Raw genomic sequence first — 20,227 nt, 5'->3', positions numbered from 1 at the left:
GGACCCGGAGTCCCGGCCGGAATTAGGTCCTGCGGCTCAAGCGCGGCTTAGTGAGGATCACTAACGTTTACGGCAAGACATCGGGTCATTCTCTTGGGGAGGTCACCGCCCCGCCTGACGTCCGTCTGCTCATTCGCGCGGTCTCGGCGACTCAATCGGCGCGCGCCGCTTCGCCGGAAGATGAGTCGCCGGTACTCAGGAACTCCAGGCACAACCGTCGCTAACGTCGTCCTCGCAAGCGCAAATCCGAGGGCGGGGTCCCCAACTCGTGCCCTCGGAACAAGTCGGACGAAAGACCGCCGGGCTTCCCGGCACACGTCAGGGGCGCCCCGTACGATCGGGACGCCCCTGACGCGCGTCCGGGCCGGGAAGGTGTCGCTCGCCCGGGCACGGCGGCGACGACCGTCGCGGACACCGTCAGGCCGAAAACAACAGGGCGCCGGTGACCACCGGAGACACGTCTGATGCCTCCCGCCCGGACTCGACCGGGTGATTCATGGTGGTCTGTGTCTGTATCGTGGCGCGAACGATGACTATGACATTCGGCCCCAGCACGGTCCTCGGCGACCGCTACCGGCTGGTCGAGCGCATCGCCGTCGGTGGGCAGGGCGAGGTCTGGCGCGCCGAGGACACCGCACTCGGTCGTCCGGTCGCGGTCAAGCTCCTGCGCGGCGAGTACGCCGACAGCGCCGAGTTCCGCCACCGGTTCCGCCTAGAGGCGCAGAACGCCGCAGCCCTGTCCCACCCCGGCATCGCCCAGGTCTTCGACTACGACGAGGGCCAAGGCGACGAGCCGCCGTACCTCGTCATGGAGTACGTGGAGGGCGAGTCTCTCGCGGCGTCGATCGCCCGGGACGCGCCGATGGACCCTGACCGCGTGCTCGAGGTCCTCGGCTCGGCGGCGGCCGCCCTGGCCGTGGCGCACGCCGCCGGGCTCGTGCACCGTGACGTCAAGCCCGGGAACCTCCTGGTCGGCCTCGACGGCTCCATCAAGATCACCGACTTCGGCATCGCCCGCGCCGTGGACGCCATCCCGCTGACCCGGACCGGCATGCTCATGGGCACGCCGCTGTACCTGGCGCCCGAGCAGGCCGTGGGCAAGCAGGCGACGGCGGCCACCGACCTGTACGCGCTGGGCATCATCGCGTACGAGATGCTCACCGGACGGCCGCCGTACGAGGGTCCGCCGACCGCCGTGCTGCTCGCGCACCGCGACACGCCCCTCCCCGCCCTGCCTCCGTCCGTCCCGTCCGGTGTCCGCGACCTCGTCCTCGCACTGACGACGAAGGAACCGGCGATGCGACCCGCCGACGCGGTGACCGTCGCCGACCGGGCCGCCCGGCTGCGGGCCGACCCCGGGGCGACGGTGGCGGGCGGAACCCGGCTGGACGGCGTTTCGATGCCGCCCGCGGCGGCACCGTTCCCGGGGATGGGGCCGTACGGCGGACCGGGGGATCCGGCCGGGCTCCAGCACCCCGTCGGCGGGCCGGGCCATCCGGCCGGCGGCGCGACACAGGTCCTGTCCGTACCGGTCCCCGACGAGCCGGCCCGGCCCCGCCGGGCACTTCCCTTGGCGGTCGGCGGTCTGGCGATCGCGCTGCTGGCCGGGGGAGTGGGATGGTTCGCCCGGCCGACGAGTCCGCACCGCCCAGCGACCCCGTCATCCTCGGCGCCGGCCGCTCCCGTGGTCTCGCACCCGTCGTCCACCGCCCGGAAGCCCGCCCCCCACCCCACGGTCAAGCGCAAGCCGAAGCCTTCCAAACGCCCCGCCACGCACCGGAAGAAGCACGGTAAGCATCACTGACCGGGCACCGACGGGATGCGGGGGCACTGATCAGCGGTCTGCTTCGCGGTACGGCGTCTCCGGCCGTTCGCCGATGTGGATGCCGCTTGTGATCTTGATTCATCCCCTGGCGCGGACGCCACCGGTGGTCTCGGCCTGGCCCCGGCATGGACGCTGCCGGTGATCGCGGTCCATCCACCGGTGTGAACGCCGTTGGTGTCGCGGTCCGTTCACCGGTGTGAACGCCGCCGATGATCTCGGTCCGACCGCCGTTGTGGCGGCTGAGGATTTCGCCTGTCATTCATCCGCGCGCCACCCTACGCGGCGTGCGGTGCCATCCCGGCCTGATGACGTATCCCCCGCAAGCAGCGGCTTTGCGATTTATTTGCTTAGAGGAGACCGTCACATGACCTCATCGTCGAGGCTGATCCGCCGGGGTGCCATCGCGGCGGTGGCCGTCGGTGCGCTGACCGCGGCGGCCATGCCGACCTTCGCGTCCGGCGGCGACCGTACCGACGCCGTCCGTTCCGCGATCAAGGGCGGCAAGGCCCGGAACGTCATCCTGCTCATCGGTGACGGCATGGGCGACTCGGAGATCACGATCGCCCGCAACTACGCCAAGGGCGCCGCCGGGCGGCTGGCCCTGGACACCTTGCCGCTGACCGGCGAGTACACCACGTACGCCGTGAACAAGAGCGACCCGAGCAAACCGGACTACGTCACCGACTCCGCCGCCAGCGGGACCGGCTGGGCCACCGGGCACAAGAGCTACAACGGCGCGATCTCGGTGACGCCCGACGGCAAGCAGCAGGCGACCGTCCTGGAGCTGGCCAAGAAGGCCGGGTTCCGTACCGGCGACGTCAGCACGGCGGAGTTGGGCGACGCGACGCCGGCGGTCCTGGCCGCGCACGTCGCCGACCGGTCCTGTGAGGGCCCGGCCGACATGGCCAAGTGCCCGCAGCAGGACAAGGTGAACGGCGGGCCGGGCTCGATCTCCGAGCAGCAGGTGCAGGCCGGCGCCGACGTCTACCTCGGCGGCGGCAAGGCCCGGTTCGCGCAGACGGTCAAGGCCGGGTCGTTCAAGGGCAAGACCGTCCTCGACCAGGCCGCCGCCGCGGGCTACAACGTCGTCACCGACGTCGCCGGCCTCGCCGCCGCGAAGCCGGACAAGAAGGTGCTCGGGCTGTTCGCGGACGGCAACATGCCGCTGGAGTGGACCGGTCCGCTCGCCAAGGTCGGCGGCACCGATCCCGCCAAGTGCACGCCGAACGCGCAGTTCAGCGGCCCGCACCTGCGCGACCTCGCCAACAAGGCGATCGGCCTCCTCGACGCGCAGTCGAAGCAGGGTAAGAAGGGCTTCTTCCTGCAGATCGAGGGCGCCTCGATCGACAAGCAGGACCACGCCGCGAACCCGTGCGGCCAGATCGGGGAGAACGTCGAGTTCGACCGGGCGGTGCAGGCCTCACTCGACTACGCCCGCCACCACCGGGACACCCTCGTGGTCGTCACCGCCGACCACGGGCACACCAGCCAGATCATCCCGCTCGAGGCCCAGAGCCCCGGCCAGACGGCGACGCTGATCACCGCGGACGGCAGCAACATGAAGATCAACTACGCGACCAACACCCCGGGCCAGTCGCAGGAGCACACCGGAACCGAGGTCCGGATCGCCGCTCAGGGCCCGCAGGCCGCAAACGTCGTCGGGGTCACCGACCAGACCGACCTGTTCGGCACGCTCACCCGAGCGCTCGACGTACGCCACTGAGTCACGTTCGCGAGGGCCGGTCACCGTGCGGTGGCCGGCCCTCCGCCATGACCCTGCGCATCGCCCTCCGCGCTCGCCCGTACCCCGGCCTCCGCTCCGGCCACGGCCTCTGCTCCCACCACCGCGCCGGTGGCAGGGCCCGGGTCGGCCGCGGCGCCCGGGGCCATCGTCGTGTCGGGTTCGGCGGCGGTCGGTGGCCCGACGGCTGCGGAGAGGACCTGGGCGTTCGGCAGGTGATAGTCACCGTCGTCGGCCTGGAGCCGGACGTACGTCAGGCCGATCTCCAGGACCGTGCCCTGGAACTCCCCGCCCAAGGGACCGGACGACAGCCGTACGTCCTCGCCGACGGCGAACGGCCTGGACAGCAGCAGGATGATGCCGGCGAAGAGGTTGGCGAGGGTCTGCTGGGCCGCGATCCCGACGAGTACGCCGGTCAGTGCGCCGCCGAGCACGAGCTGCCCGACGGGCAGGCCGAAGAGCTGCAGGGTGAGCACGAGAGTGGTCAGGCCGCCGACCAGGACCAGGACGAGCCGCACCATCGTGGCGTGGCTGGTGCCGATCCGGGGCAGCATGAGGTCCCGCACCCGGCCGGACAGCCCGAGCGTCGCGGAGAAGGCCAGCATGCAGAACACCACCGCACAGCCGGCCGCGGCCAGCTGCCACGGCAGCCGCTGACCGGGCGTCCGGGCCTGCTGCCGGGCGAGGACCGACCCGGCCACCGCGAGCACGGCCAGCGCCGCCGCGATGATCGAACGCCACGGCCGTGCCCGGGTCCGCACCTTTGCCATCTGCTCGGCCAGATGTAGCTCGTTCACCTAGTTCTCCGAAGGATGCCCCGGCCTTCAGACCGGGGAGGAACTCGGACTCCGCCAAAACCGTCCCGGCCCAGCCGGTACGGTCCAAAAACGGAGTTCACCGTAATTCGACGAACCGATTTACATGTACGTACGCCATCTGTAAGGTCGCGGTCATGCGGACGGCGTACAAGTGCCGGGCCTACCCGGACCCCGAACAGGCGGCGGTGTTCAACCGCACGTTCGGGTGTGTGCGCCTGGTGTGGAACATGACGCTGACCGAGCGCCACGCGGCCTACCACCAGCGGGGCGAGAAGACCTCCTACAGGCAGACCGACGCTGCTTTGACGGCGTGGAAGAAGACCGAGGACCTGGCGTTCTTGTCGGAGGTGTCGTCGGTTCCGTTGCAGCAGACGCTGCGGCATCAGCATGCGGCGTTCGCGAACTTCTTCGCCGGACGCGCGAAGTACCCGCGATTCAAGAACCGCAACTCCCGGCAGACTGCGCACTACACCCGCTCGGCGTTCCGCATGAAGAACGGCGAGCTGTACATGGCACGTAACGCCCGTGCCGATTTCCTGCACCGTGTGAGTACGAACCTGGTGCGCCGGGCCGACATCATCGTGATCGAAGACCTCGCGGTCGCCAACATGGTCAAAAACCACGCGCTGGCGCGCGCCATCAGCGACGCGGGATGGGGCGAGTTCCGCAGGCAACTCGAATACAAGACCGAACGCGCCGGACGCACCCTCATCGTGATCGACCGCTGGTACCCCTCCTCCAAGACCTGCTCGGCCTGCGGGCACCTGCTCACCAAGCTGAGCCTTTCCACCCGGCACTGGACGTGCCCTACCTGCCGCACCCGCCACGACCGGGACATCAACGCGGCCAAGAACATCCTTGCGGCTGGTCAAGCCGTAACCGGGCAACCCCCTGGTGATGCCTGTGGAGCTGATGTCAGACGGCAAGGGCCCTCCCTTCCGCAGCCGGCGCTGAAACAGGAAACCCACGCCGCGAGGCGCCCGGCGTAAACCGGATCGGCCACAAGGCCGTCGGGAATCCCCTCCTTCAGGAGGGGGAGGAAGTCAACCACGACCACCTTCACGCATACGAGGAGTAGAGTCCCGCCAACCGTACCGAGCGGGGTCCGACTCTCCCCGAACCCCCGGGATGCGAAGATCGCCAACAAAGATGATCTTCCCTTCCCCGAGGAGAGAGATGAGGCGGATCATCGCCGTGGGCGCCATGGTGTCCGCACTCGTCCCGGCAGTGCCCGCGCACGCCTCGAGCCTGGTATTCGCCGAGGAGTTCACGGGCGGCCTGGCCAAGTGGACCCGGCAGACCGGCTGCGGCTGGGGCAACGGGGTCGAGCTGCAGTGCTACACGGCCAGCGGTAAGAACGCCGCCGTCAAGAACGGAGTGCTGACCATCTCGGCGCTCAAGCAGAGGTATCAGAACCGTGCGTACACCTCGGCGCGTCTGGCCTCGAAATTCACGCTCACCACCGGAGACGTGAAGGTGCGCGCGCGGATGAGCCGTGCCCAGCGGGGCGCCTGGCCCGCGATCTGGACGCTTGGCCAGCCCGAGGCCCAGTGGCCGAAGTACGGCGAGATCGACCTCATGGAGAACGGTCTGGACGGCGTCTGGACTCCGCAGTACCACGTCCACACCTCCACGTCGGGCGCGGGCGGGTCCTACCGTGGTCTGGACGCCACGAAGTGGCACATCTATGAGGCGAGGTACCGGACCGGCAAGGTGATGTTCCTCGTCGACGGTAAGACGTACGCCACCAAGACCTACAAGGTGCCCGCCGGTTCGCAGTCGGACATCATCCTCAACGTCGCGGTCGGCGGAGCGGCGGGGAAACCGGCGTCCGCCTGGAAGACCTCGACCCTTCAGGTCGACTACGTCCGCGTGTATCGGTGAACTCTGTACGGCCGCCTGTATCCGGCGAAAATGGAGCAATTCCGGCGAAATTCCACAGGTAACCGTAAGGCCGAGAAATTCCAGCCCACCAGCGGTGGCGCGATCCGGCCGCCGGGCCCAAAATTCCGCTTTCGCGGGTTAGCGTCAGGTGGCACGCGAACCGCGATGGGGGCCTGATGGGCGCGCGAACCCGGGCAGAGCACCACAATCTCGACCTCGCGGGACTGGACTTCTGGGCCCGTCCCCCCGAGGAGCGGTTGGCGGCATTCGCCCGGCTGCGGGCCCGCGACCGGCCCGTCTTCGTCACCGAACAGCGGGTGCCGTTCGTCCGCTCGGGGCGGGGCTTCTACGCGCTCGTCCGCCACGCCGACGTCGTGCACGCCAGCCGCAACGCTAAGGCGTTCAGCAGCGAGCCCGCCGCGACCTCGCCCGAGCCTCCGCCGTGGATCGTCCTGCTCTTCGGGCGGCCCATGGTCAACATGGACGATCCACGGCACGCCCGGCTCCGGCGGATCGTCTCCCGCGCCTTCACCCCACGTCGGCTGGAGCGCATCGACGAGCACATCGCCGCGACGGCCACGGCGATCGTCGACGACGTCCTCGAACACGGCTCGGGCGACTTCGTGGCCGACGTGGCCGCCCGCCTGCCGATCCGGGTGATCAGCGCGATGATGGGCATCCCCGCGCGCGACCACGCGAAGGTCGCCGCCTGCGTGGACGCCATGACGGAGTACTCCGGGGTCCGGGGAGACGTCGTACGGCTCCGTACGCTCCGCCTCCTCGCGGGCAACCTCAAGGCCATCCTCGTCCTGCACCGCCTGGTCGCGCGCCTGGGCCGGGAGCGTCGCCGCAGGCCGGCCGACGACCTGGTGTCGGCGCTCGTGAACGCGGACGTCGACGGCGAGCGGCTGTCGCTGCGCGAGCTGGGCGCGTTCTTCGACCTGCTACTCGTCGCCGGGAATGAGACGACCCGGAACGCCCTCGCGCACGGGCTGAAACTGTTCACCGACCATCCGGATCAGCGGGCGCTGCTCATGGCGGACTTCGACGGCCGCATCGGCGGGGCGATCGAGGAGATCGTCCGGTACGTCTCGCCGATCATTCAGTTCCGGCGCACGCTGACCTGCGACTACGAGATGAACGGCCAGTCCTACCGCAAAGGCGACAAGGTGGTGCTGTTCTACCTGTCGGCCAACCGGGACGAGGACGTGTTCGCGGACCCGGACGTCTTCGACATCCGCCGTGATTCCAACCCGCACGTCGGGTTCGGCGGCCCAGGACCGCACCTCTGCCTCGGCGCCAATCTCGCCCGGCGGGAGCTCACCGCGATGTTCCGGGAGCTCTTCACCCGCGTGCCCGGCATCAGGGCGACCGGCGAGCCGGAGCCGCTGCTCTCCGGCTTCGACAACGGCGTCAAGCGGCTGCCGTACGAGATCTGAGGCGAATCGTCGTGGTCCTTCGCATGCGCCCGCCCATGCTGATCCTCTGCGTCACCGTCGCCGCGGCGTTGATCGCGACCCTCGGCTTCGCGGTCCGGCGCGCGGCGTCCTCGAACGACCGGCCCGAGGAGCGACCGGTCGGCGTCGTCGGGGCGCGCGGGGTGACGGACTGGCCGGCATGGGGTTTCACGCACACGGACTACAGCGCCGACACGGGACCCGCCAGCGGCACCGCCGCGACCACGATCGCGCGGCAGCCCGTCGTGCAGAACCAGCACATCATGGGGTGGGGAGCGGGCAACCCGGAGCCGTCTCCCGGCGTCTTCGACTTCCGCTCGCTCGACCAGCGGATCGCCTACATACGGAAGACCCACGGCGTTCCAGTGATCACCCTGTGCTGCGCGCCCGACTGGATGAAGGGCGGCCGGCCCGGCGCGACGGACTGGAGCAAACTGGAGGTCGCCCCGACGCCCGACCACTACCGCGACTACGCCGCACTGGCCGCTGCGGTCGCGCGGCGCTACCCGGACGTGCGCCACTTCCAGATCTGGAACGAGCTCAAGGGCTTCTTCGACACGAAGGCCGACCGCTGGAGGTACGAGGACTTCACCGACTTCTACAACGCGGTCTACGACGCCGTTAAGGCGGTCGACCCGCGCATCCAGGTCGGCGGTCCGTACATCCCGATGTACAGCTTCGTCCAAGGCCATCAGTCGTCGGTACGCGGCCCGTGGGGGAGCATCGACCAGCGCGTCATCGACGCCGTCGACTACTGGCTGGCGCACAAGCACGGCGCCGACTTCATCGCGGTGGACGGGCCGACCGCCAGCGACGACCGCGACGTCTACCCGGACGAGGTGACCGCGCTGGGCAAGCTCGGCGCGATCGACGACTGGCTGCGGTCGAAGACGACGCTGCCGATCTGGTGGAGCGAGTACTACGTCGAGCCGCAGAGCCTTCCGTGGGCCGAGAACAAGCGCATCGCCATCAACGCGGCGGCGCTCATCGAGTTCGCCCGGACCGGCGTCAGCACCGTCCTGTACTGGAACAACGAGGCGCAGGACGCTCGCTGCCAGGGGTGTCTGTGGATCAGCACGCTGATGCGCACGGGCGGCGCGCCCGGGGGCATGCTCACCCTCCTCCAGAACTTCGCCCGCTGGTTCCCCGCGGGTACGGAACTGCTCGACCTGCGGCCGACCGACGCGCACGTCCGGGTGCTCGCCCAGCGGCACCAGGCGGTCGTCGTCAACGTGAGCGACCGCCGGGTCGCCGCGCGAGTCGGCGGAGCCGAACTCACTCTCGCTCCGTACGAGGTCCGCTGGCTGCCGAGATAGCGGCCCGGCGATCGTCGTTCACGTTCCGCGCTCAGCGCCGTGCGTGCCCGAAGCGGTGAGACGGGCGGAACCCCATGCCACCATGCCCGAAGCGGTGGAACGGGCGGAACCCCATGCCACCATGCCGGAAGTGCCGGAAGTGGCGGCGATGGAACGGCCGGAAGTGGTGGCGGTGGAACGGCCGGAAGTGGTGGCGGTGGAACGGCCGGAAGTGGTGCCGGTAGTAGTGGTGCCGGTGATGCCGCCACCACCAGGGCCGGTGATAACGGTGATGCCGCCACCAGCGTCGGTGGTGACGACGGAAGTGACGGCGGAAGTGGCGGTGCCGGAAGCGGTGGCGCCGGATGTGGCGGCGACGGTTGTGATCGCTCGGCACCACGGTGCTTCCGGCGGCGATCTGAGCCGGGCCGCTCGTCAGGCCACTCGGAGCGCTGGTGACGCCGCCTCTGGCGGGTACCGGCTGGGCCTCTGCGGGCGTTCCCGCGAACAGTACGCCTGCGGTCGCCGCGCTCACCAGGGCGAGGGCGGCGCTCTTCTTTGTCAGCACATCGAACTCCTTCCACTGAACGGGCCCTTTCGGGGCCGGTCGCGAATGAGGGTCGGAGTGGGAAGGGCGCCGGAGTGGCCACTCCGGCGCCCCGTGCGGTGAACTGTCAACCCGTGCGGCTCAGGTGACGGCTATCCCGACGCCGACCGTCGCCGTCGCTAGCAGTTCGGCGACGTATCGGGCTGTTCTTGGTCAGTCGACGAACGCGAGGGCGTCACCGGCGCGGGCGAGCACGTCATCGCCGCGGATGATGGCCCGTGCACCGTCACGCCGGCCGCCGTCGAGGAACCGGCCGCGGCCGAGGAAGCCGTCGCCGTCGCCGTCGCCGTCGCGGAAACGGTTGGTGCGGAAGCAGCAGTTCCGGTCCCCGTCGAAGAAGCGGTGGCGGCGGAAGCGGAAGCGGAAACCATCGTTGCGGGCGACCGCGATGTTGTTGTTGCGGTTGTGGACGCGGACCCGGACGATGATCCGGTTTCTGTTCACGTTGACGTTCCTGTTGCGGTTGTGGGCGCTCACGCGGACGTGGTGGCGGTGCCCGTGCCACGTGGGGACCTGGGCGGACGCGGGCGAACCCGTGAGCAGGAGGCCGGCCGCGGTGGCAGCGACGACCAGACCGCCGGCGGCGCTTGTCTTCTTAAGCACGTCAACTCCTTGTTGCCGGAAATGGCTCGATGGCCATGAGCGCCCGTTTTGAGCGCCATAGGCGTACTTTCCCGACAACGCTGTTGACATGGCAATCGAGCAGTAAGGTGCTTATAAAACGACGAAACCCCAGGGCGGGAGTAATCACTCCTGCCCTGGGGCTGGTCGTTCTGTCGGCGACTCTTTACCTAGTGGCTAATGCCATGGTTTGTCCGAAAAGGCCGCTTATTGTGGTCAAAAGATTCGGGCGTTCACCGCACGCCATCGGTCCGAGTCGTCGACGCGGCTGCGCCGCTGGACGTCGACGTCAGGTCAGACGCCGGGCGCGCCAGGGGCCCCAGGCCCGCGGGTGGGCGGGTCGATCTGGAACTGCCGCTCGCGCTGGTTCTCGCGCTGCTGCTGGTTCTCGCGCTGGGCCTGGGCCTGGTCGTTCCGGGCGATCGCGATGTTGTTGTTGCGGTTGCGGATCCGGATGCGGATGCGGTTGAATAGCTCGTTCTCATTCGCGTTGAAGTTGCTGTGCCGGTGGAAGGCCGCGAAGCGGTGCGAGTGGCCCCAGCCGCCGCCCCAGCCGCCGCCCCAGGTGGGCGTGGCGGACGCCGGCGAGCCGCTGAGGAGCACGCCCGCAGCCGCGGCGATCACGAGACCGCCCAGCGTGTACGTCTTCTTCGACATCTCAATCTCCTGTCAGTGCTGAATCGGATGGTGTCGCGGGTGGTCAGGGCGTCTGCCACGAATCGGCCCCGGAGTCCTGATTGGAGCTCGCGCTCTGCCTCGGAGCGGTCCCGGGCGCCTGCTCCCGGACGGCGCTCGGCGCACCGGCCATCTGCGGACGGGCCGCCTGGACGGTCGGCGTGGCCGGTGTGGTCGAGGGAGCGCTCGACGTCGTCAAGGGAGCGCTCGCGGCGCCCGGGGCACCGGGACTCCTCGTGGCCGTGCTCGGGTCCTCGAACTGCCGTTGCCGCTGCCGTTCGAGCTGCCGCTGCCGCTGCCGCTCGCGCTGCGCCTGGGCCTGCTCGTTCCGGGCGATCGCGATGTTGTTGTTGCGGTTGTAGATGAAGATCCGGATGAAGATGCGCGGACGGTTGTGGTTCAGCGCAATGCTCCGGTGACTGTGGAAGATGCGATGAGAGCTGTGGTGATGCCAGTAGTCGGGCTGGGCGTTCGCCGGCGAACCCGTCAGCAAGACGCCGGCGACTGCGGACGCCACCAAGCCGAGAGAGGCGCTTTTCATTTTCAGCACGCCGATCTCCTTTCGTCGTCTGGGAGAAGGGCGCCGGAGCGGTCGTCCCCGGCGCCCATTCCGGACCGGACGGGTAGGCGGCCGTCACCGCGTGGCTCGTCGAGCCATCGTCGTGTGATGCCGGCGTTCACCGCCCAGGATCAGGCCCCGCTGGGCTCAGGCGCCAGGGGCGCCAGGGGCGCCAGGGGCGGCCGGGGCGGCACCCGGTGCCGCGGCCGGTGCGCCCGGTACGGCGCCGGGCCGTGCCCCGTTCGCGGGCGGGTCGAACTGGAACTGCCGCTGACGCTGGCGCTCGAGCTGCCGCTGGTTCTCACGCTGGGCCTGCGCCTGGTCGTTACGCGCGATCGCGATGTTGTTGTTCCGGTTCCGGATCCGCACGCGGATGCGGTTGAACAACTCGTTCTCATTCGCGTTGAAGTTGCGGTGGTGCGACCTGAAGCGGAAGTGGTGGCTGCTCCACCCGCCGCCGCCACCCCAGGTCGGCTCGGCGGACGCTGGTGAACTGGTGAGAAGCACACCCGTGGCGGCGGCGACTGCCAGGCCGCTGATGGCGAACGTCTTCTTCAGCACGTCGGTCTCCTTATCTCGGAATGGCGCGATGGCCTTCACGAAACGGCGCTGCTCCCCGTGTTTCGGGTGGACGCCGTTGTTTGTAACATTCCCGCGCACTTTCTCGCGGAGCTAAGATCCGGGTAAGATGGCAATAAAGACCGAATCCAGAAAACCGGACTTAGTGGTCGCTACCCTGCTTAGATCGACATCGGCCTCGAAATGCGCGAGGAAATCCTCAGGTCGAGCCCGGATCTGCTTCCGGAGTCCGCCCCGTACGGTGTGTCGCCGACGACGACACGCCGCCACGGCACTAAGTTCAAGACCCCGCGCGTACGCCCTGGGGCACCGTGTTCAGCGGTCGAAGGCCCAGGACTCGTCGTCGTCATCGGAGTCGGCCGGCCCTGCCATCCGCATTTCCCTGGAATCCCGATTATTCCGGCGACGTACGACGGCCAGGGTGAAAAGGGGTATACAGCCCGCCGCGATGGCCATCAGCCCGCCACGTGGCGACCAGATCGAGCAGGCCAGCATCACCTCGGCGACGGCGACATTCAGTGCGATCGCGGCGGCACCGGACAAAATGCTCCGTGCCGCCGGATCGAGCCCGGTGAGCAGCAGGGCCGTACAGAAGGCCGGCGTCACGAAGGCGAATACCGGTACCAAGGGGTCGGCGGCCGACGGCGCGTCAGGCAGGAGCAGGGCGATGGCGATCAGGCCACCGATGAGGAATACGCTAGATGTCGCAAAAATCCGGCGCCTGCGCATTACGACCCCAATGCCAGAAAGCGCTCGATAATGACGGCTGCGAGGGTGATGACGAGAATAGCGATCCATGGGGTGAACAGCTCGAGTCGCCGTTCCTCGCGAGGCGGGATCCGCAGGCGCACGAGCTCCCGTGCGACCAGGAGCACGATCAGCAGGGGGAGAACGACGAGGCCGAGGGGGGTCCAGCTCGTCGAGCCGAACCGGAGGCGGCCCGCCGCCACCGGCGCGGGCGGCGCGCCGGGCGGCGGCGTCCGCAGTGCGTAGACGGCGGCGTCGCCGTCGAGGAAGACCGGACGCAGCTGCGCCGCGGCGGCCAGCGTGGCCCGCATCCGCTCGGCGTACCCGGCGGGCAGGCCGTAGTTGTAGTGGTTGTACGCCTCGTTGGCCCGGGTGGTGATGAAGTAGCCGCCCGGTCGCTCGCGCAACGCCGCGAGGATCTCGGAGATGTCGGCCGGATTGGCCGGAGCGCGCACGGCCGTGTAGTCGAAGCGCTCCATCGACCGCGCGCCCCACGGCATCATCGGGAAGTAGCCCGCGTCATCGCGCGGGTCCGCCTGCCACACGACGTTGACCACGCCGGTCGGGCTCTGCCGCAGCATCGCTTCGAAGGCCCGCACCTCGCCCGGGCGTACCTGCTCGAACGTCTCATTGCCGAACCGGACGAACAGGAAGCCGCCCGCCAGCAGGAACCCGCAGACGGCGGCGGCGCAGACCGCGAGGGTACGGCGCGTCGCCGTGAACGTCGTCGGGAAGAAGAGGTACGCCGCCAGGAGACAGGCGCCGGGGAGGACGAAGAAGTACACCCGCAGGGCGATCTCGCCGCCGTAGTTCTGCAGGCCCGCGGCGAGGAAGGGCGCCGCCAGCAGGACGAGCGCGACCCGGTCGTCGAGGCGGCGCAGCCGCCGCCGTACCGCCCCGGACACCGCGAGGACCATGAGCACGGCGGCGATAAGGATCCGCACCAGCTGGATCGTCGCCAGGCTCTGGCTGCCGTTGCTCACCCGGCCGGCGACACCGCCGGTCAGGTTGGACAGCAGCGCGCCCGCGCCGGAGAACAGGTCGCCGATGTGCCCGGCCCAGTAGGCCGTCGCCATGAAACCGACCCAGCCGGCGACCATCACGGCGAGCAGGATCGGCAGACCCCGCGCCGTGCTCCTGCGGACGACCACCAGCGCGGCGCAGGTGAACAGGATCACGAAGGGCGTGAGCTGGTGGCTCGCGGTGGTCACCGCGAAGATCGCGACGAGGAGCAGCACGAGGACGCTGCGCGTGCCGACGGGGACGTCGACCGGCGGCCGCTCGCCGGACGCCATCGGCCCGCGGACGAACGTCCGCACCCGGCTCTTCCGGGGCAGCCACGCGGCGGGCCGCACCGGCGGGCGGAACCAGTTCAGCAGTACCCCGACGAACAGCAGGTAGAACAGGTAGGTGAAGCCCTGGGGGCTGAAGTAGTCCTGCCCGACCCAGTCCGCCACGACGAACAGCCACGCCGCGAACCAGCACGCGCGCCAGTTCGCGCGCATGACCCGCAGGATGAGGTACAGCGGCGCGAGGTACAGCAGCTGCGCGGCGACCGGCGCCCAGTGCAGGAGGGGCTCCAGGTCGCGCAGGCCGGCGGCCCGGGTCGCAAAGGCGACGAACGCGAAGAACCCCGGCCAGCTGAACCTCGCGTCCAGCGCGTAGTCCGCCGCGCCCGTCCGCCCGATGTACTCGACGAACCCGTAGTGCTGCCAGGCCGTCTCCGGCCGGGCGTACGGCTCCAGCGCCGGGGCGAGGCCGTGCAGGGCGACGACGATGCTCACGAGCTGCAGGAGCAGGAGCACACGGCGCTGGCGGCCCAGCCACAGCGTGACGAAGAACGCCGCGACGAGGAGGGCCGCGCCGACGAGGGTGGCCACCGGCAGCACCGAGATCAGCCCATACCCGGTCAGGTGAGCGAGCCGCACGTGCCGCAGCGGGATCCAGTACAGCCCGAGCCCGGCCGCGAACAGCGCCCAGGCCGGCCAGGACGCGGCCCGTGAGGCACGTCGCCGCCGGGCGGCCCGCTCCACCGGCGCACGCGCGGCCGCTGCGGGTGCCTCCGTCGGCGGCCCCGCGGCCTCCGGTTCGGGCGTCGCCGTCGGTTCAGGCGTCGCCTCCGGCGCCGGCGTCGCCGTCGGTGCGTGCGCCGCGGTCGCTGCGGCCGACGCGGCCGGTTCGGGCGTCCCGGTCGGTTCGGGTGTCGCGGTCGGTTCGGGTGTCGCCTCCGGCGTCGGGGTCGGGGTCTGCGCGGGTTTCGCGGTGCGGATCACTCGGAGCAGCGCCGGTGCCAGGGCCAGCGCGAGCGCGACGCTGACCGCGAGCACGGCGTATCCGGGGCCGGTCGTGCCGGGCAGCGCCAGCACCAGCGCCAGCACGCCGGCGAACCGCACCCCCTGCAGCACGGCGACCCGCCGGGTGCGCCGCCGCACCCGCAGCACGCCGATGTACACCTCGATCAGCGCCTTGGGCAGGGTGGAGAGGGCGAGCAGCCGCAGCAGCGGGGCGCCGTGCCGGGCGTAACCCGCACCGAACAGGGACAGCCCCATCGAGGCGCCGAACAGGAAGACCACGGTGACCGGCACGAGGATGAGCGTCATCCGCAGGAGTGCCGAGCGGCAGGCCGCAGCGAGCCCGCCCGCGTCGAACGCGCCCTCGACGGTGAGGGAGGTCGCCATGTTGACGGCGAGCACGTCCACGGTCGCGCCGAGGACCCACGCCAGATAGAAGAACGCGTTCGTACGGGCGTCGAGGCGCGCGGCGACCACGACGGGCACGAGGTTGCACAGGGCGTAGTAGAACAGCGTTCCGGTGTAGTCGCCGGCGATGTAGCGGCCGATCTCCGCGCCCGTGGGGACCGGCCGGTCGCCCGCGGTCGCGGCGACGTGGCGGGGGATGAACCGCTGGTGGATCAGCGCCTCGACCGGGATCAGCATGAGGAGCGCGGACAGCACCCAGGAGATCGCGATCCCGTCCTCGGGCAGCGCCCCGGCCAGGGCGACGAGCAGCACGAGCTTGAGGGCGGCGAACACCGTGTTCTTCCCGAGCACCCCGGTGGCTTGCCGCAGCCCGGTGAGCACCCCGTCCTGGGCGGTGAACAGGCTCCACGAGACGACCGACGCGACGAAGAAGATCCCGGCGCCGGGCCCGGACAGGTGTGCGAACGACGGGCCCCACCACCGCAGCGTGAGCAGGAACCCGGCGGCCAGGGTGGCGGCGGCCGCGATGCCGGCGACGTACGTGCGCAGCACGAGCCGGCTCGTGCTCTGGCCCATCTCCGGGATGAACCGGATGAGGATGAAGTTGAGCGCCGTCAGGCCGCCGAGGAACATCATGGCCTGGTTCTGCGCGGACTGGCGGCCGACCTCGGCGGCGGGGTAGAAGCGCGCGGCGAGGAGCCAGTAGCCCAGCCCGAGCACGCCGGTGAGCCCACCATTGATCATCAGGGCGTACGCGTTGCGGAACAGCGGATTGGCCAGCTCGCTCCGCAGGGCCGCCATGGGCTCCAGTGTCGCCTCTTCCTCCGCCCGCGCAAGTGACTTCTGACGCGTCACACGGATCCTCGGAGGCGTCGAACGGCGTAGCGGGACCGGCGGACCACGGCGTACCCCTTGGTCAGCGCGTGGTCGACCAGGAACCCCCGGCCTCGCAGGGCCCGCTCGAACGCCGCGAGGGACGTGCCGGCCCGGACCGTCAGCCGGGGCACGGCCAGCGTGTCGTCGTGCCCGGCCGCCAGGGCGTTCGCCACCGCGCAGGCCGCGCCGTACCCCGCCGCCCGAACCTCGCGCCGGACGCGCGCGCTGGAGTAGCCGTACGGATACGCCATCGTCGTCACCGCACAGCCGAGCCGGTCCTCCAGGAGCCGCCTGCTCCGCAGCAGCTCCGTGCGCAGCACCGCGTCGCTGAGCTGGTCGAGCTCGGCGTGGCTGTGCCCATGCCCGCCGACCTCCACCCCGCAGGACGTGATCTCCTCGGCCTGCCGCCAGCTGAGCATCCGGCCCAGCGGCCGCCCCGCGGCGTACGGCCCGGCGTCCCGGATCCAGCCCGTGGTGACGAACACCGTCGCGGGGAACCCGAACCGGTCGAGCAGCGGCAGCGCCCGCTCGTGGAAGTCGGCGTACCCGTCGTCGAAGGTGAGCACGACGGGCCGCCCGGTCGTGGGACGCCGCCGTACGAGCTCACCGAAGGTGATGGGGGTGAAGCCACCGTCCTTCAGGTAGGCGAGCTGCTCGGCGAACGCCTCCGGGCGCACCGCGAGCCGATCGGCGCCACCGATCGAGTGGTACATCAGGATGGGTACGGGGCGGGCGTCAGCCATGGGGCCTCCGGAAGGAGCCGGCCGCGTACCCGGACAGGGTGAAGGCGAGCCCGGCGACGATCGCGCCCACACGCATGAGCCCGGCCGGGTCGCCGGTGACGGCGGAGCGCATACCGCGCCCGACGCCGAGCGGCAGCTCGACCAGGGCGTGCCGCCGTTCGCTGGCGAGCCCGTCGCCGACCCCGACGCTCTGCGTGACCATCGCCTTCGACAGCCCCTCGGCGTAGCAGCGGGTGCGGAAGTACGCGAAGCGCGCGCGTTCGCCGGGCACGCGGTGCCAGATGACCGCGCGGTCGTCGAACAGCAGCACCGTCTCCGGCGCGGCCTGGCGCAGGCGGATGCAGAACTCGGTCTCCTCGCAGCCCAGCGGCCGTTTCCCGGGCGCCCGGCCGATGCCGCTGCGAAAGCCCCCGGCCACGTCGAACGCCGAGCGCCGGAACGAGGCGTTGCCGCCCATGAGGTTGCGGATCGGGCCGGCCGCCATCCCCCGGTACGTGCAGCCGACCACCCACGCGAACTCGTCGGGGAACCAGCGGGGCGCGTCGGCCGGCCAGAGCGGCAGCGTACGGCCGCCGACCCCGGCGACGTCCGGGTCGGCGTACCCGGCGGCCAGCATGGACAGCCAATCCGGGGCCGCCACCGCGTCGTCGTCGAGGAACGCGACCACGTCGCCGCGTGCAGCGGCCACACCGGTGTTCTTGCCGCCGGACAGCCCCTGCCGCCCGGTGTTGGGGATCACCCGGACTTCCGGGAGCGCTGCGCGGAGGCGTTCTCGCAGCGGCTCGTTGTGGTCGACGACGAGGATGATCTCGTGCGGCGTGAGCCGCTGCGCCCGTACGGACGCGACGGCGGCCAGGACGTCGTCCCAGCGCTGTTCGGTGTAGGCGCAGATGACCACGGAGATCTTCACGCCGCGCTCCCTTCTTCGGGGACGGTCGCGCGGCCGCCGGGGCGCAGCCGGGCGTACGCCCGCAGCACGCGGTCCGCGCCCGCGTACAGCGCCGGGCTGGCCAGCACGGCGCTGCGCGCCCGGCGCATCGGGGCCTCCCGGACCCAGTGCAGCCCGGCGGCGGCCGAGACGCGGGCAGCGCGGCCCTCGGCGATCGGGAACTCGGCGTTCTTCAGCCAGTCCTTGTACTCCCGGCCGCCGCGCCCCATGGCGATCCAGCCGATCCCCGCGTCGGCCGCCGCCTCCGCCATCCGCAGATGGCCGATCATGCCGGGGGAGTACCGGCCGAACTCCACGTCGTACGCGGGGAACCAGCCGGCCATCACCGGCCCCGCCCGTAGGCCCAGGTGGGCGGAGACGGCGCGGTCCCCGGCTCGCAGCACGCTGAGCACCCCGACGCCCGTCGCGTGCAGGTGCTCGACCAGCGCCGTGATCCACGGCACGGCGAACCGGTCGGTGCGGCCCGTCCGGCGGTACTGGGCGGACTTCCACGCCATCAGGCGCCGCAGCTCCGCCGGGTCCCGCTCGTCGAACGTGTAGCTCACCTCGTCGGCCTCGCGCCCGAGTTTGCGCTCCTTGTACCGGACGGTCTTGAGCGTCTTGGGCGAGCGTTTCCGTGCCTCGTCGGCGTACGCGGCGAAGCCCGCGGTCAGGTCCATCACCGGCTCGACGCGCGTCTCCGCGTGGTACGGCGCGAACGCCGTCTGCTCGGCCAGCAGATGGTCGAACTCCCAGACCGACAGGCGGCAGGCGCGCAGCAGCGCCCGCACGTCGAACTCCAGGTCCGGCGGCCCGACGAGGCCCTGGCAGTCGGTCAGCCCCGCGCCGATCGGTCGGCCCAGCCCGAGCGCGTGCCGCTCGTACGGAAGGAAGCCCACGATCCGCGGCCCCTCGCTGAGCACGGCCACGCGCGCGTCGTCCCGGAAACGGCCCACGGCGAGGGTGAACTCCGGGCCGAGGAACGGATTGCCGAGAGCCGCGCCGGCGCCCTGGAGCGCGCGCCAGCGCGCCAGCTCCGGCTCCCCGAGTTCGTCCGGGCGTGCGATGTCGAACCTCACCCGGCGGCCCCCTCGACGCCGACCTGCTCCAGGCGGGCCTGTTCCAGAGCGGACGGTTCGCGACCGGACCGGTCGGAGCCCGGCAACCCCCGGCCGGACCGTTCGAGACCCGGCGCGCCCTGGCCGGACCGTTCGAGAGCGGATACGCTCCGGCCGGCTCGCTCGAGGCCCAGTACGGACCAGCCGGTCCGAGCCAGCGCGTGCCGGCGGTTCACCGGTCCCCGGCGTCGCCGGACCATCGTGCGCAGCACCCGGAGGCCGTCGCGGCGGGCGTTCAGCTTGGAAACGCCCGACCTGCGGTCGAACTCATGGCTCGGAATCTCGGCGATGCGCAGCCCCGTGGTGATGGCGTTGACGCACAGCTCCGTCTCGATCTCGAACCCGTCGGCGGCCAGGCCCAGCCGGTCGACCACGGAGCGCCGTAAAGCGATGTAGCCGTAGCACAGGTCCGTCCAGCGCACTCCGTACAGCATGTTGGCGAGCCTGGTCAGCCAGAGGTTTCCGGCCCGGCGCAGGCGGGTCAGGTCGTCGGAGCCCCCGCCGACGCAGTAGCGGGAGCCCTTGACGACGTCGAACCCGCAGCAGATCAGCGCGACGAACGCGTCGATCTCCTTGGGATCCATGCTCCCGTCCGCGTCGATGGCGACGATGACGTCGCTCGTCGCCGCCTGGAAGCCGGCCCGCATCGCCGCACCTTTCCCGGCGGGTGGCTGGCTGATGACGACGGCGTCCGGTCGCAGGCGCCGGGTGACGTCGACGGTCTCGTCCGAGGATTCGCCGTCGACGACGATGACCTCGTCCACCCCGGAGAGCCGGGGCAGGAGCCATCGCAGGTTGTCGGCTTCGTTGAGGGTGGGGATGACGGCGGTGACGGTCGGCCAGGACGCGCGGTGACGCGCCGCGTCCAAGTGGTGCAGGAGCGCGCCGGAGCGTACGCCGGCGCGGTGCAGGGAGTCCGGCTCGTGCATGGTGGTGCCCCCGGTTTGGCAGGGGGTGCTCGGAGGGAATCGAGTCCGCCTGCCGAGGTCGATTGACACCATCGATGGTCGGCTGGACGACGCGGAAATCCCTCCCCCGCCTGACGCACCCCGCCT

At 70.7% G+C, this 20,227-nt stretch carries 18 protein-coding genes; 6 read left to right on the top strand and 12 right to left on the bottom strand.

The features are described 5' to 3' along the window. The first annotated feature begins 529 nt into the window (after positions 1 to 529). Positions 530 to 1,804 carry a serine/threonine-protein kinase gene (locus tag AB0I04_RS23000; RefSeq protein WP_360887690.1) on the top strand — a complete coding sequence of 425 codons (1,275 nt, stop codon included), beginning with the start codon at positions 530 to 532 and terminating at the stop codon, positions 1,802 to 1,804. Positions 1,805 to 2,189: 385 nt separating this feature from the next. Further along, positions 2,190 to 3,548 (top strand): alkaline phosphatase, encoded by a 1,359-nt coding sequence (gene phoA, locus AB0I04_RS22995; RefSeq protein ID WP_360887687.1) that lies wholly within the window; start codon positions 2,190 to 2,192, stop codon positions 3,546 to 3,548. Between the two features lie 20 nt (positions 3,549 to 3,568). Here the strand turns inward: phoA and AB0I04_RS22990 are convergent, their stop codons facing one another. Next, entirely contained in the window at positions 3,569 to 4,363 is a 795-nt protein-coding gene (locus tag AB0I04_RS22990; protein WP_360887684.1) for a mechanosensitive ion channel domain-containing protein, read from the bottom strand. Between the two features lie 155 nt (positions 4,364 to 4,518). Here AB0I04_RS22990 and AB0I04_RS22985 point away from each other — a divergent pair, with 155 nt between their 5' ends. The 4 genes from AB0I04_RS22985 (at position 4,519) to AB0I04_RS22970 (ending at position 9,041) form a co-directional block, all read left to right on the top strand. Next, on the top strand, positions 4,519 to 5,373 hold the full coding sequence (locus AB0I04_RS22985) for an RNA-guided endonuclease TnpB family protein (RefSeq protein WP_360887681.1): 855 nt from the start codon (positions 4,519 to 4,521) through the stop codon (positions 5,371 to 5,373). 187 nt (positions 5,374 to 5,560) lie between these two features. Beyond that, on the top strand, positions 5,561 to 6,268 hold the full coding sequence (locus AB0I04_RS22980; RefSeq protein ID WP_360887678.1) for a glycoside hydrolase family 16 protein: 708 nt from the start codon (positions 5,561 to 5,563) through the stop codon (positions 6,266 to 6,268). A gap of 176 nt (positions 6,269 to 6,444) precedes the next feature. Continuing rightward, positions 6,445 to 7,707, top strand: a complete 1,263-nt coding sequence (locus AB0I04_RS22975) for a cytochrome P450 (RefSeq protein WP_360887674.1) — start codon at positions 6,445 to 6,447, stop codon at positions 7,705 to 7,707. 11 nt (positions 7,708 to 7,718) lie between these two features. Continuing rightward, entirely contained in the window at positions 7,719 to 9,041 is a 1,323-nt protein-coding gene (locus AB0I04_RS22970) for a xylan 1,4-beta-xylosidase (RefSeq protein ID WP_360887671.1), read from the top strand. A gap of 31 nt (positions 9,042 to 9,072) precedes the next feature. Here AB0I04_RS22970 and AB0I04_RS22965 read toward each other — a convergent pair whose 3' ends face one another. From AB0I04_RS22965 to AB0I04_RS22915, 11 genes are all read right to left on the bottom strand, one after another. Next, a complete protein-coding gene (locus AB0I04_RS22965) occupies positions 9,073 to 9,588 on the bottom strand; it encodes a hypothetical protein (protein WP_360887668.1) in 516 nt (171 codons plus the stop codon). A gap of 192 nt (positions 9,589 to 9,780) precedes the next feature. Then, complete coding sequence (locus AB0I04_RS22960) at positions 9,781 to 10,230, bottom strand: hypothetical protein (protein WP_360887665.1); 450 nt, start codon at positions 10,228 to 10,230, stop codon at positions 9,781 to 9,783. A 312-nt stretch (positions 10,231 to 10,542) separates the two neighbouring features. Then, positions 10,543 to 10,905 (bottom strand): hypothetical protein, encoded by a 363-nt coding sequence (locus AB0I04_RS22955; protein ID WP_360887662.1) that lies wholly within the window; start codon positions 10,903 to 10,905, stop codon positions 10,543 to 10,545. Between the two features lie 43 nt (positions 10,906 to 10,948). Then, a complete protein-coding gene (locus AB0I04_RS22950) occupies positions 10,949 to 11,473 on the bottom strand; it encodes a hypothetical protein (protein ID WP_360887659.1) in 525 nt (174 codons plus the stop codon). A gap of 156 nt (positions 11,474 to 11,629) precedes the next feature. After that, on the bottom strand, positions 11,630 to 12,043 hold the full coding sequence (locus tag AB0I04_RS22945; protein ID WP_360887656.1) for a hypothetical protein: 414 nt from the start codon (positions 12,041 to 12,043) through the stop codon (positions 11,630 to 11,632). A gap of 333 nt (positions 12,044 to 12,376) precedes the next feature. Beyond that, a complete protein-coding gene (locus tag AB0I04_RS22940) occupies positions 12,377 to 12,790 on the bottom strand; it encodes a hypothetical protein (protein WP_360887653.1) in 414 nt (137 codons plus the stop codon). Further along, positions 12,790 to 16,362: a hypothetical protein gene (locus AB0I04_RS22935; RefSeq protein WP_360887650.1), complete on the bottom strand. Its 3,573-nt coding sequence runs from the start codon at positions 16,360 to 16,362 to the stop codon at positions 12,790 to 12,792. The genes AB0I04_RS22940 and AB0I04_RS22935 overlap by 1 nt, the downstream gene beginning before the upstream one ends. Beyond that, entirely contained in the window at positions 16,359 to 17,126 is a 768-nt protein-coding gene (locus AB0I04_RS22930; protein ID WP_360887647.1) for a polysaccharide deacetylase family protein, read from the bottom strand. Before AB0I04_RS22930 ends, AB0I04_RS22935 begins: the two co-directional genes overlap by 4 nt. Continuing rightward, the gene (locus tag AB0I04_RS22925; protein WP_360887644.1) at positions 17,119 to 18,036 is read right to left on the bottom strand and encodes a glycosyltransferase family 2 protein; all 918 of its coding nucleotides are present in this window, start codon (positions 18,034 to 18,036) and stop codon (positions 17,119 to 17,121) included. Before AB0I04_RS22925 ends, AB0I04_RS22930 begins: the two co-directional genes overlap by 8 nt. Further along, positions 18,033 to 19,133, bottom strand: coding sequence for a GNAT family N-acetyltransferase (locus tag AB0I04_RS22920; protein ID WP_360887641.1), 1,101 nt, complete (start codon positions 19,131 to 19,133; stop codon positions 18,033 to 18,035). Before AB0I04_RS22920 ends, AB0I04_RS22925 begins: the two co-directional genes overlap by 4 nt. Next, positions 19,130 to 20,101, bottom strand: a complete 972-nt coding sequence (locus AB0I04_RS22915) for a glycosyltransferase family 2 protein (RefSeq protein WP_360887638.1) — start codon at positions 20,099 to 20,101, stop codon at positions 19,130 to 19,132. The genes AB0I04_RS22920 and AB0I04_RS22915 overlap by 4 nt, the downstream gene beginning before the upstream one ends. Positions 20,102 to 20,227 lie beyond the last annotated feature (126 nt).

Origin of the sequence: Actinoallomurus sp. NPDC050550 (assembly GCF_040655075.1) — a bacterium.
Taxonomy (GTDB): domain Bacteria; phylum Actinomycetota; class Actinomycetes; order Streptosporangiales; family Streptosporangiaceae; genus Actinoallomurus.
This window is presented reverse-complemented; position numbering and strand designations above follow the sequence as displayed.